Annotated in this window: 6 protein-coding genes; 3 read left to right on the top strand and 3 right to left on the bottom strand. The window is 39.7% G+C overall.

Translation table 11 applies throughout. From position 1 onward, the window contains the following. The first annotated feature begins 76 nt into the window (after window positions 1-76). The 3 genes from WSC_RS0101325 (at window position 77) to WSC_RS0101315 (ending at window position 3,685) form a co-directional block, all read left to right on the top strand. Window positions 77-1,051, top strand: a complete 975-nt coding sequence (locus tag WSC_RS0101325; protein ID WP_016954112.1) for a hypothetical protein — start codon at window positions 77-79, stop codon at window positions 1,049-1,051. A gap of 147 nt (window positions 1,052-1,198) precedes the next feature. Then, window positions 1,199-2,503, top strand: coding sequence for a VCBS domain-containing protein (locus WSC_RS0101320; protein WP_016954111.1), 1,305 nt, complete (start codon window positions 1,199-1,201; stop codon window positions 2,501-2,503). A gap of 117 nt (window positions 2,504-2,620) precedes the next feature. Then, window positions 2,621-3,685, top strand: a complete 1,065-nt coding sequence (locus tag WSC_RS0101315) for a glycoside hydrolase family 43 protein (protein WP_016954110.1) — start codon at window positions 2,621-2,623, stop codon at window positions 3,683-3,685. Window positions 3,686-3,762: 77 nt separating this feature from the next. Here WSC_RS0101315 and WSC_RS0101310 read toward each other — a convergent pair whose 3' ends face one another. The 3 genes from WSC_RS0101310 to WSC_RS0101300 all read right to left on the bottom strand — a co-directional run bounded on the left by WSC_RS0101310 (window position 3,763) and on the right by WSC_RS0101300 (window position 12,882). After that, complete coding sequence (locus tag WSC_RS0101310; RefSeq protein WP_016954109.1) at window positions 3,763-6,390, bottom strand: TonB-dependent receptor; 2,628 nt, start codon at window positions 6,388-6,390, stop codon at window positions 3,763-3,765. 81 nt (window positions 6,391-6,471) lie between these two features. Further along, entirely contained in the window at window positions 6,472-9,273 is a 2,802-nt protein-coding gene (locus WSC_RS0101305) for a TonB-dependent receptor (protein ID WP_016954108.1), read from the bottom strand. A gap of 96 nt (window positions 9,274-9,369) precedes the next feature. After that, a complete protein-coding gene (locus WSC_RS0101300; RefSeq protein ID WP_016954107.1) occupies window positions 9,370-12,882 on the bottom strand; it encodes a LamG-like jellyroll fold domain-containing protein in 3,513 nt (1,170 codons plus the stop codon). Window positions 12,883-13,391: the final 509 nt, after the last annotated feature.

The following is a 13,391-nucleotide window of genomic DNA, read 5'->3' as shown; positions in this document are numbered from 1 at the left end:
AGTATTCTTGCCAACAGATCTAATAGGCAGATTACTAACCGCAGCAATATAAGAAACAACAAAAAGGAATATCTAAATGCTCAAAAGAATTGGCTTGATAGCAACGTGTGCAGCGTTAAGCGCATGTGGTGACTTCGAAGTTGAAATTAGCTCGGATAAAGAGCCTGAGGTTCAGTACCAAAGATTAATTTCAAGAAGTGTATTTACTCTAGCTGAGTATGCTGACATAGCTAAATTGTTGCAATCCAGTGAATTGCAGCAGCTCATTGCTGCAAGACAATCTTACACCGAATACCAATATTCAGATGATAGTAATCTTACAGCACAAATTGAATGGAGCGAACAAGGTCATATATCTCAACAAACATCCATATCACTAAAACAGGATGGCGAATACACAACTGCCAGTATATCGAATGTCAGCTATAAAGATGACAGCACGCTTTCCAAGATAGAAACAAATACAGAAGAGCTTTGGAATAACAGCAAAAGAAACCGAGAAACGTCGACCGTAACAACCATTTTTTACGACACTTCTGGATCTGAACTGGACAACATACTAAGTGATCAGACATTTCATTATAACGACAATAATCAACTCAGCACAGTAACGAGGTCAGACGAACAAAATCCGCAGGGTTATCTAGAGTTTGAATATACTTATACAGATCACACCGAGTTCTACACTCTAGAAATTTTTGCGCCTGATGGTACGACACTTCTGAATGTGGAACGAAACTGGGATAACCAAGGCAGAGTACAAGCTGATATTGCAACCAGCCTTCTACCAAGCAAACTTGTCAGTATTCATTTCTTTATTTATAACAACGAGATTGACACAATTACATACTTTCAGATGACTGCTGATGAATATAAATCAGGTCAGTTGATTCAAGATATAACCGTCTCTGTTAGCCAATACGATGATATTGAAAAGTGTGGTGAATTTGACTTAATGGTAATGGATTTATTTCCACGCGGTAACTGCCGTACAAAACCTGAATTACCATCTACCACTAGCCTACCAACAACCTCCGAGCTCGGACTCTAATTTTTAAAGGGGAGCATCTACTCCCCTCTGCCCTCATTTAGCAACAAAAAATTAACAATAAATTTAACAATTAAATTCAACTGCAACAAAATTCCACAAGCAATCAAAATAAATCATAAATAACCAACAAAAACAAGGATCGTTTACATGTTAAAAATATTCTGCGTATTTTTTTTGGCAATTTCCGTGGCAAGTTGTGGTGGCTCTTCTAGCAAAGATGGAGACCAAGAACAAATCAGCGGAAAGCAATCTAGCTCAATAAGTGGTAAAACCGCTAGCTCGTACAAGGTGTATGAAGACAGCATAATAACAGGCAGTTTATCAACCAGTAATCTAGAAGCAAGCTTTGTAGCTCAGAACCAAGTTGAAGGTAAATATGGCAAGCTATCAATTAACGCTGACGGTAAATGGACATACCAACCGAATAAATTTCACTACGAAACAATCAAAACACAAAATGTGGATGAACTGGTAGACGTATTCACCATTTCAACCACTGATGGTGAAGAGCAAGATGTAACCCTTTCAGCCAAACTTTATTATCAACGTCTCGACAAACACACAAGTTTTACCCTTTCTGTTGCTGAAGAAACGACGTATTCAGGACTCTCGCGCTTATTTGATTCTAAATGGATATCAGAACAGTTGATAGCAGATTTGACTCCAACAAATTATGATTATGACAAATATGACAACCTAACCTCGGTGATCCGATTTAACGCCTTTAGATATGAAGTAGAACATGGCGAAGAATACAATTACTTAAGAAAATCAGGCAAAGTTACTACTATACAACATTATCTAGAGCGCTATTTTCTTGCTGACGGCAACCTATTCTTATACGAATCAAATGAAAGCACAGCAGGGTGGGATTCAACCAATAATAGAATTTCAGAAGTTGAAAATTTTCTTAGAACTATGGCATCAAATGGAGAAATTAGCCGCCAGTCCAACTACAAAGAAAGATTAGTTTATAACGAAAATGGTCGAAAATCTGAAGTTTACGTATCGACTGATGATGTAGAGGAATTTTTAGCCACCTCAGTTAACTATCATATTGATGGCACGGCGGATAAATCAATCTTGCTCACTAGCGTAGGCGAACAAATAAGACAATACAACTACTATTACGATGCTTATGGTCGCATGATAGCGAATAAAACTACTTATCCAAATTCGCCTGATTTTAGTAAATTGGAACTGTATGTTTATCATCCTAATATAAACGTTATTTTAAAATTCATTGTAAACGTAAACGAATTTTCGAATGGCAGTCTCACCTCAAATGTTTTTGTTAACTTGTACCAGTATTCGAATATTTCAAGTGAAAAATGTGGTGATGTTGATAGAGCAAAAAGTGTTATTTCAATTGAACCTATCAGCAATTGCAGAATTAACGACAACTTACCTCAAACCACAGCTTTGCCTAATCCATCTGCATTGGGTTATTGATAGCGAACAACAAATAACAACATAGTTATGGGTTTTGACGTACGCACCGTCTTATATTAATAGGCAAAAGTTCTAGCCAGAAGGCAGATTGGATAAACTCAAACAAGAAAATTTATTATGAAAAAACACTTATTAATATTCACAGGGTTAGCCGCGCTATTTAGTTTAGGGCTAAGCGGATGTTCAACTTTGACTAACAAAACCACCACAGAAGCTGATATGCAGGCTTATTTGCTGGTTTATTTTAAAGATGATGATCATAGTTTGCACATGGCATTGAGCACAGATGGTTATTCATTTACTGACATAAACCAAGGTAAAGCTGTGATAAATGGTGGTGACATCGCCGAACAGCGCGGCATACGCGATCCACACATTTATCGTGGGCCAAATGGGCACTTTTATCTAGCTATGACAGATTTACATATATTTGCTCAACGCGAGGGGTTGCGTGACAGCCAATGGCAAAGACCAATAGATGATTATGGCTGGGGTAACAATCGTGGTTTTGTTTTGATGAAATCGGACGATTTAATCAATTGGTCCACCGCTAGAGTACGCATTGATCAAACCTTCGATGGCTATAATGAAGTTGGCGCTGCTTGGGCACCACAAACAATTTATGATCAAGCTGCAGGCAAAATGATGCTGTACTACACAATGCGTTTTGGCAATGGCCTTAACAAAATGTATTACTCATACGTAAACGATGAATTTAATCGTTTAACAACCGAGCCTAAATTAATATTTCAATACCCGAAAGAAGTCTCTTATATCGACGCTGACATCAGCAAAATCGGTGATAGCTATCATATGTTTTATACACCACATGACGGCACACCTGGGATAAAACTCGCCAGCTCAAACAAAATCAACTCAGACTATAACTATGATCCAGCTTGGTACGACAGCGAAGCGACAGCCAGTGAAGCCCCAAATGTTTGGCAACGCATTGGCGAAAATAAATGGGTATTGATGTACGACGTTTATGGCATTCAACCGCATAACTTTGCATTTCGAGAAACCACAGACTTTGTTACTTTTAAAGACTTAGGTCGTTTTAATGAAGGGGTAATGCAAGCAACTAACTTCAGCTCACCTAAACATGGAGCTGTTATTCAGCTAACGGCAGCAGAAGCGAAAAGATTAGCTGAGCACTGGAAGTTTGATATTGAATTTTAGTATCAAGGTTTAAGCGATCATTGATGGCGGCTAACGGATAAAGGTGTTAGCCGCCGTCAGATACAAATATAAAATAACTAATAGTTAAAACTTACACCTAAAGCAAAACTTCGAGATGTGCTAATGGTTGACTGATTATTCCAAACAGCAGCCTCTTTACCATAACGGGTTTGCACATTTTCTTGCAGTATATTGTTGGCAGCAAAACTAACAGTGATGTTTTGGTTGATGTGGTAGTTCACCCTGAAATCTAATCGTTGTTTAGGATTTGTCCAAACTTGAGTCGAACCAAAATAATATGATGATTCTCGGCTTAAGAATGAATCTTCTTGCTGACTATAAGCCAACCTAGCTTCAAAAGCGCTAGACTGATAGTATGCAATTAGATTAAAACTTGATTCAGCAACGCCTGTTAACGGATTAGGTTTCGAGTCTCGAATATCTACAGAAGAATCACTTAAATTGGTTACAGATGTAGTATCCAATTTAGTATAGTTTGCTTCAATCGCAACTCCATCAACTAAATCAGAAAACCATGTCACTCCAAGCTCTAAACCATTAACCTTAGATTCCCCATAATTTGTCGGCCCCGACAACAAATACCCTCTTTCGACACCATCATCACCTGTATGAGTCTGCATACGAATACCTTGAGTAACGGCGTCAGATATCGAACGTTTAAATACACTCGCATATAAGGCATCATCTTGAGAGAATTGCCATTCAACTGCGATATCTATATTAGTAGCGGTCGTTGGTTTCAAATCAGGGTTGCCACCGTAGCCGGTACCGTAACTTACTCCATCAGTTAACGGTGAGCTATAGTAAATAGTTGGATTTAAATCGGAAAACTCCGGCATTTTTAATGTTTTGGAGTAAATAATCTTAGCCTGAATATCCGCGTTCAATTGCCAATTCAACGCAAAGCTAGGCAACAACTCAGATGCAGTAGATTCTCCTGTGGTTAAAAAATATAGATCTTGAGCATAATTTACATACCTTACCCCGGCTTCGCCAGTCAGTTGCCCTAAGGAATAATTAGCAGTTAAATACGCCGCTTGATGTGACTTTTCCACACGATAAACAGGGCTCAAAACAGGAGTTTCAAAATCAAATTCGTCGCGAATTGCGTCTATATTACTAAACAAAAACAAACCATCAGGACTGATAAAACTCTCAATTCCTGACAATTCGCCATCCAAATAATTTTCAGTTAAGTTTAGAGTACTGGCCGAGAGAATAGCTTCATTAAAATAATTAGCACTATGATCGTAAGAAAGCTCTTCAATTTCACTCTGCTGAAGTTTAATACCAAATTGAATTTGTTTGATAAAACTATCAAACTTCCATTTAGCTTTAGAAGTAACAGTCGTTACTTTATTTTGTTGCCGTAAAGCTGAATCAGTTAGAGAACTGAGCTGCCAATTGTCGATGGCAGCAAAATTTGATTCATCTATTGTTAACGATTCAGGATTATCAACCAACAAAATAGAGGGCATACCGTGCACATTGTTAAAATTGACGTCTAGTTGATAAAATTCGCTGCCTAAACGTTGTGATGCGCTATTTCGAGTTTGTGTACCTTGCTGAGCAACAAGTTCATTTTCGATTAAAAAGTTGTCATTAATTTGCCAATTAACTGCAAACGCAATTAGAGAAAAATCGCTTTTTTGAGTGTGACCTAAGCCCAAAACACTTGCGCTTGGATCTATAATTTGACGTTGTTGTATAAAATTACTACCCGAATATAAATTTGGCTGCTGTGGCGCTCTAGCGCTAGTTACAAAGTTTCCTTGCTCGGTTTCTAATAAGAAACGAGAAGCTTCTACTTCAGCTTGTTGGCCAAGATAAAAACCTTCCAACAACAATTCAATCGAGTCATTTATTGCCCACTGAATAGATAAGTTTGCAGAGGGAGTGTCAAAACTCGAATAAGTAGAATCGCCGATAATGGCCGAACGGCCGATAAAGTAAGCTTCAGGATTGTCTTTTAAATCATCGCTCCAATCCCAAACATTAACCTTGTCATAACGCCAGTTGTTGTTTACAGGAGATGCTGGACCAACTATAACGGAATCTCGTCTTTGAGAGTTCTTAGTATGGGATACATTAATTAAAGCCCCCATTTCACCACTACCAAGCTGCCAACGATTGCTGTAGAGCACATTTAAGCTTGGGTTAGTTTCTTCTGCTGATTCTTGGTATTCAGCTTGCCCGCTAACAACAAGTGTTTGCCCCGCAAAATCAAGCGGCCTATAAGTATTAAAATTTAAACTGGCGGCCAAACCAGTTTCTGATTGGCTTGCTGAGCGTGTTTTTGACAAACTGACATGCGAAAGTTGGTTCATGGGAATATATGCTAGTTCGATAGATTTTCCGTTTGCTGCATATATATCCCGGCCATTAATACTTGTATGGAAATCACCATACCCGCGTATCGTTAGCCTTGTACTCAAACTATTGGGATGGTCTACCGTTTGCACACCGCTCAACCTACTTAAAGAAGCAACTAGGGTATTATCCGAGAATCGCGTGGTAGATTCTGGATTTACCAATTCGACCATATGCAGGTTAACCGTTTCATCAATGTTGGCTTTTTTTACACTAGTTTGCATTCCTGTGGAAAGGTTGTTGCCTGCATGAGTGATGAAAGGAGCAAGTAAAGCAGTAACAATTGCGCTACTGACTAAAGAAGGTTTAAACATCTTTATTAAATAATTCCATTATTAAACGTAAAAAACCCAGCCTAAGCTGGGTTTCGTTAAACATTAACCTAAGAGGTTAAATTACAAGCTGTAACGAACGCTGATACCAAACTCTCGAGAGTAGATAGCTGTACCAAAATTGAACAACTGTGAAGTTGTTTCACCATAGTGGTTTTGGTATTTGTCATCTAAGATATTTCTCGCATCGAAAGATACAGATAGATCCTCAGTAACATCCAAGTTAAATTGGAAGTCTAAGCTTTGCTCAGGTCGACTCCAGAATTGAAGTGGGTTAGCAAAGAATAGAGCTTCATTGTGCGAATAGAAAGTGTCACGCCAAGTATAAGATAAGCGCATATCAAACTCATCTTTAGCGTAGATACCAACTAAGCTGTAAGAGCTATCCGATACACCTGACATTTTTGAATTGATAACAGCGTTCACTGTACCATCTTCGTTATAGTCATTGGTAGTCTGCTCAGAATCAAGGGACGTATAGCTCGCTTGCATACCAATACCATCTAGAATATCAGGTAAACCTTCAGGGAAGTAAACTAAACCTACCTCTAAACCACTGAGTTCACCAGTTGAATCATTGATTGGTGCAGTTAAGATATAATCACGTTCTACATCATCTTCGCCTGTACGACGCACAATCTTAGAACCAGTAATAACAATACCTTCTAGCTCACGCTTAAAGATAGCACCATATAATGAGCTATCAGGCGCAAAGTACCACTCCAATGAGAAGTCGTAGTTTGTTGATGTAGTAGGTTGAAGGTCTGGATTACCACCATTACCCGTACCGTATGATACACCTTCAGTTAATGGATCATAGAAGAACTGATTTGCATTTAATGACGCAAACGCTGGCATACGTAGTGTTTCTGTGTACGCAAAACGCGCTTGTAAGTCGTCTGTTACATTCCAGTTTAGCGAGAAACTAGGTAGTAACTCTTCAGCAGAACCTTCACCGGTTGATGAGATGAAGTCCATATCTTGTTCGTAATTTACATAACGAGCGCCGATTTCACCGGTAACCACATCATTAAAGTTATATTTAGCAGTCAAGTAAGCGGCATATGACGTTTCTTGAATATCAAAACGCATATCTTCAGCTGCGCGCTCATAACCTAACACGCTGCGAACCACATCACCATTAGCGATATTGTATAAACCGTTCGCTGTAACATAACTATCAAAAATATCTGCTCTGCCGTCCATATAGTTGTCAATTCTATGGAAATAATCTGAGCTCGTACCAGATGCACCCGCTGCAATTAATGCATCAGCAAACTCTAATGCTGACATACTACTCGGTGTACCACTTTGCTCACGAACAAAATCTTTTGCACCGCGTTTTTCAGCTTTCACACCAAAACGTACTTTTTGCAGAAATGCTAGTTCAGCATCCCACTCAGCATCTAACTTAAAAGTAACCGCATCACCTTCTGAGCTTGCACTGTTGTCATATACTGTGCCAGCACGCCAGTTCGCAGGTTCGGCCATGTCTGCTTCATTTACTGTTGTTTCTGGGTTATCCCAGTAAGTTAAACCAGGAGTACCATCATCGTTATTAAAATCAACGTCCATTCCATATGCTTTACGATCAAAACGTTGCGCAAAAAACTCACTGTGGAATTTACTATTCTGAGCGATTAGTTCTGCATTAACAACCCAATCAAAAGATGGTGTCCATTTAGCTCCAACAGCAAACAAGTAGCTATCAGTTTTACCTGTCGCTGCATCGCCAGATTGGAAGCCATTTGGCGCGTAAACTTGGCGCTCTTTTACAATATTAGTGCCATCAAAAAGAATTGGTGTATCGATTTGTAGATTGCCGCTATTGCCATCTTCTTCAAAGGTGTTAGTGAACCACATTGAAGTTTGCTGTGCTTGGCGGTAACCAGTGTAAAAACCCTCTGCTAATAGCTCAAGCTCATCACTTGGTGCCCATTGGAAGGAAACTACTGCTGCCGGGCGCTCACGTTTTGCTTCAAATACACGACCAAATACCGCGTCTCGAGCCAACAAATATTCAAAATCTTCACCATTTGCAGATAAAGTTGAACCTGCAGCATACGGCATGCCGTTTGTCATACCTGGGCTCCAATACCCATTTGCCGCACCAAAGTTCATAATTTTGTATGGTTGGTGATTACTTGGTGGATTTGCCGAGAAAAACGGGAATGCCGCACCAGCAATAATATCATCATCGCGGAAGTTAGTTTCTGCGTATGAGACGTTAATTAATGCCCCCATTTCACCGAAATCAGTATCCCAGCGAGTACTCGCTAACATACTTACATTTGGGTCGATTTCTTTTGGTTGATCTGCATAGTTTGCGCGAGCAGCAAATGAAACTTTGCTGTCGTCAAAATTAAATGGTCTATGCGTTTTAATGTCGATAGAACCCGCTATCCCCTGCTCCATTTGCGCAGCCGAACGTGTTTTATACACTGTTACTGCATTCAACAAACTTGCCGGAATATCTTGCAAAGCTACAGCACGGCCAGTGCCGGTAAACACGTCTCGACCATTGACAGTTGTATGCACGTCAGTTAAACCACGGATTGAAATTGTGCTAATCTCACCGCCCCCGCGACCAGTAACCTGAACACCGGTCACACGCTGTAAAGCTTCCACTACGTTATTATCAGGGAATTTACCAATATCTTCAGAAACAATCGAATCGACAATTTGTTCGGAAAAACGTTTGTTATTAATTGCGCGACTTAAGCTGCCACGGATACCAGAGACTTGAATAACTTCAACGTCTTGTTGTTCTTCAGCAGTGGCTTGCGCCTCTTCTGCCATTGCTTGTTGCGAGCTGAATAATAAAGCACTCGCAACCGCTGTAGTAATTAATGTAGGTTTAAACATATTCTTATCCTAAATTCTTTCTGCAACTGGTGTGTAACCACTTGTTTTAAATTGTGATTTACGATAGGGAGCGACTTAAAATCGCTCCCGCTTGTATTATTCGCCCGTAGCTTCAGAATAAAGTTCTGCAACTTTGTCTGCGTTAACCGCTTCGTAGAAGAACTTCAACTCATCAACCGCACCATTAAACGGAACATCCCAATAGTTAACACCTATACCCCAAACACTGGTGAAACCTGTGTCGAAGAAGTTTGGTGTTTCGTTATGGGTAATGGTTAATACACCATCTACATAAATATTTGCATTGCTACCGTTTACAGACATTACTATGTGGGTCCACTCACCATTGGCGAATACTTTTTCACCAAAGTTAAAGTCGTTCCACCAGCCGCCTGTCGCAGCCCAAATCGCTGATGAATTTAGAGGGCCTGCTGCAGTATTGTTTAATTGAGGAACAAAGCTAATCCAGTTTGCATCAGATGCACCGAATAATGCAGTTGTGTAATCAGTCATCACAGTTGGTTTTAACCACACTGAAATTGAGTATTCGCGAGACGTAATCAAGTTATCAGGCAAACGTACACCAGATGTGCCATCAAGTAATAATGCTTGACCAACTACGCCATCTGTATAACTGATTGACCCACCTGTATTGCCAATGCGGTCACCTGTCACTTTACCATCGGCTGCAACGCCATCTTTCGCTGACAAATCACCTTCAAAGCTATATTCAGCTGGTGCAAGTGATTTAACAGTTACATTAAATACCTTAGTGTCTACTAAATCTTTGTATTTAATTGTTGCAGTTAAGGTAATTTCTTTGTCACCTTCTGAAGGCGCTGGCTGAGTAACAATTGCTTGGCCGTTTAATACCTTTAAGTAGGTTTCATTGTCAGATGCCCAGCTAATGCCAGATACAAATGGCCCAACACGAGGCAAGGTAAAGCTAGATTTAACTGCGGTTAAATCGCCTAAATCTAATGCATCTGCAATAAATCCAGTAAACTGAGTTGGGTCCGTCAAGTTATTCATTGCCGCACCATTGATATCAAGATTACTCAACTCATAGTCATAAACGATTAATTCGTCGATAGTACCTTGATAAGCAGGATCCCAACCATAGTTAACACCAAGTGCGAAATCACCACCAATTGGGTCGCCATTTACACCACCAAAGAAGTCTTCACGCGGCATAGAGCCAGCTAAAGTACCATTGATGTATAACTTCATGGTGCCTTGACCATAAGTTAAGGCGTAATGCGTCCAATCGTTATAAGTAACGGCTTGACCAGTAGCAATTTGATTCCAAGCTGTATCAACTTTCCAACGAGACCAAACAGTTGTTCCTTCTGCGAACCACACTGCACTTGGTGCTAATGTAATCCAGCTATCGAAGTAATCAATCGGAGACATAAACAACGCAGGAGTGTGCGTGGATAGAGCTGTTGGGTTACTCCAGAACGATACTGTATATGAGTCAGATGTAATAATGTCGGTAGGTAGTTTAACCCCGGTATCACCATCAAAGCTGAACGCTTTACCTGATTGGCCAGCTGCATAAGCTTCGTTACCACCAGCAACTAACATATTGTTAGTCGTCACTGTAGCATCTGCAAAACCAGCTAAACTATCTGATACATTGTCTTCAAACTTGTAATGCGCGACAGCATTTTTAAATTCAGGGCGAGCTATTAATTCAATCGAAATATTTTTCGTCGCTGTTTGTCCATTTAATGAGATGTTTGCGACTAAATCAATTGTTTGATTACCACGGTCTGGCGTTGGAATAAATACAGAACCATCAGTACCTATATAGTATTCATCACTGCTTTCCCATGTGATCACTGCGCCATCTTTTGCTTTTGTTGGTAAAGAAAAGTCTTCGTCATCGATAGTTAGTTGCTCTGGGAAAACTAACGCATCTTGTATCTCCACCAAAGTAGTTGCAGTTGCTGTAATAGGGTTAACTTGAGTAGCCAAAATCGAAGCGCCATCGTTTGCAACCGCAGAAATAATAGGTGTTAATTTTTGATTAGCACCATCATATTGCCATTTAACCACACCAACGTATGCACCAGACTCTAGCTCCAATCGAATTGTATCTGGGTCCAATAAGAACCAAACACCTGGATCATCACCTGTCACAGTCATGTCTGTATTTAATGCAATATGAACCGAACGAATCGCTGACGTGTTGGTACCGTTACCTTGTACGATAAGTTTGTAATAACCCATAGTTTCTTCTTTAGAAACACGGTTTTCGCCTGTTAATTCAACATAACGCTGCGGAGAAATATGTAACCAACCGTCACGGTCGACGAACATTTCGTGCGTACGTACAGCATGAGCTTCAGGGACTGTCGGGTAATTAGTTGACGTTGAAGGGAAACGCGTATGGGTGACCATAATGTGCTTTCCTGTTTCTTCATCATAAAATGCAGAGTGGTGACCTGGTGACTGATAACCCCAAGCTTCAGCCGTTTCGCCTAACTCTTGAGTAAACTCAAAACCACCTAGCAACTTAGTACCAATTTCATTAGAGCCTTTAATTGTTGACACATCAACACCAGCTTTATCATAGTATGGACCTTGTGGGTTTTTAGAGCGAGCTACACGAACGTTATAACCACCATTCACATCAAAACCAGCGATCGACCACATTAGGTAGTAATAATCACTTTCTGGGCTATACATTACGTAAGAGCCTTCAATAGAGCGAAAATCACCGCCAACTAAATGAGTACCATAACCTTGCCCAGCCACTGGCATACCTGTAGTTTCATCCATTTCTAAGATGAAAATACCACCTGAGTATGAGCCATACACCATCCATAATTTGCCTTCTTTATCATAGAAAGCTGTAGGGTCAATTACGTTTGGATCTACCGCTGGGTTATATGTAGTTTGTCCATTGTCTAGTGGGTAAGCTTCGAGCTCATCTGCGATACCATTCTCATCAGCATCAGTTGTGCTATGACCGGAACGTAAAAATACACCCTTGTCGACGAAAGGACCTTCAGGTGAATCAGATTCTGCTAAACCTAAATAAGAACGATGCCAACAAACTTCATCAACAGCTTCTGTGTTCGGATTGTCTTGTGCACAGTGGTTATAATAGAACCAATATTTACCATTTGGCGCTTGAATTACATTTGCAGCCCAATTGCCACGGTAGCCGCCTGTCCATTCAATACCTTCAGCAATTTCAGAGGTATAAACGTTGAATAGTGGAGAGTCATCCACTTGTAATGTATTGGCCGTGTAAGAAGTACCATCTGCTAAAGCAAAAGTTTCTTCTTGTGAACTTGGGTTTGAAATATATTCCCAAGTAAGCAAGTCTGTTGACTTAGCTGCAGCTAAATGAGAACCATAGATGTAGTAAGTAACCTCACCATCAACTTCAGTTTTAATAACTGAAGGATCATGTACACCGATGTCAGGAATTGTGCTGAAATCAACAGCTTCAACCAAAGTAGGCTTAGCTGCTTCTTTAACTATCACTGGCGCTTCAGTAGTCGCGTTAGGATCGATATTGCTTGTGCCGTCAGTACCACAACCTGCTACACCTAGCAGGCCGAGTACGGCGAGAGCTACTCGTGTTCTATTCATGTGTGTCCTCTCATTCAATACATTTAATAAATTTAGTGCCGAGTATAAATTCTGCATACTAACGTTCTTTTTAACGTATATGGTATTTTAGTATTACTATTTAATAAATGTCAAAGAAAATTACAATTTTAACACTTATTTAAATATGCCTAGTTTTTGAACCATTTTTATATACTCAGTTTTTAACATTCGTTTCCAAGTATAGTAAAAATGGGGCTTTGCGCAGGTTTTGCTAGTCAAAAAAGTGAAATTTGAGCTCAAAGGGTGGATAGTTTTGGCAAGATTAATTTACATATATGATAAGATTATTTGATTTTTTACGTTAAAAAACAAAGAAAAACAAACTCAAAATAAACACAATTTATTTACATATAAGATAAAAAAAGGGCAACCGCTAGAGTTGCCCTAATACACATGGGATTTTTAACAAAGAAATGTTAAAACTTATAAGCCATTTGCTAACCCAAAGTAAGCAGCATTTTGGCGTAATTCGTTTTTGAATTGACGGA

Source organism: Catenovulum agarivorans YM01 (assembly GCF_000281085.1).
Classification (GTDB): Bacteria; Pseudomonadota; Gammaproteobacteria; order Enterobacterales; family Alteromonadaceae; genus Catenovulum; species Catenovulum agarivorans.
Note: the sequence above shows the minus strand (reverse complement) of the source record. Positions and strands in the feature narration are given on the sequence as shown.

Excerpts from the sequence above, each read along its gene's own strand:
- WSC_RS0101305 (WP_016954108.1), bottom strand. The coding sequence starts at position 9,273 with ATGTTTAAACCTACATTAATTACTACAGCGGTTGCGAGTGCTTTATTA.
- WSC_RS0101310 (WP_016954109.1), bottom strand. The coding sequence starts at position 6,390 with ATGTTTAAACCTTCTTTAGTCAGTAGCGCAATTGTTACTGCTTTACTT.
- WSC_RS0101300 (WP_016954107.1), bottom strand. The coding sequence starts at position 12,882 with ATGAATAGAACACGAGTAGCTCTCGCCGTACTCGGCCTGCTAGGTGTA.
- WSC_RS0101320 (WP_016954111.1), top strand. The coding sequence starts at position 1,199 with ATGTTAAAAATATTCTGCGTATTTTTTTTGGCAATTTCCGTGGCAAGT.
- WSC_RS0101325 (WP_016954112.1), top strand. The coding sequence starts at position 77 with ATGCTCAAAAGAATTGGCTTGATAGCAACGTGTGCAGCGTTAAGCGCA.
- WSC_RS0101315 (WP_016954110.1), top strand. The coding sequence starts at position 2,621 with ATGAAAAAACACTTATTAATATTCACAGGGTTAGCCGCGCTATTTAGT.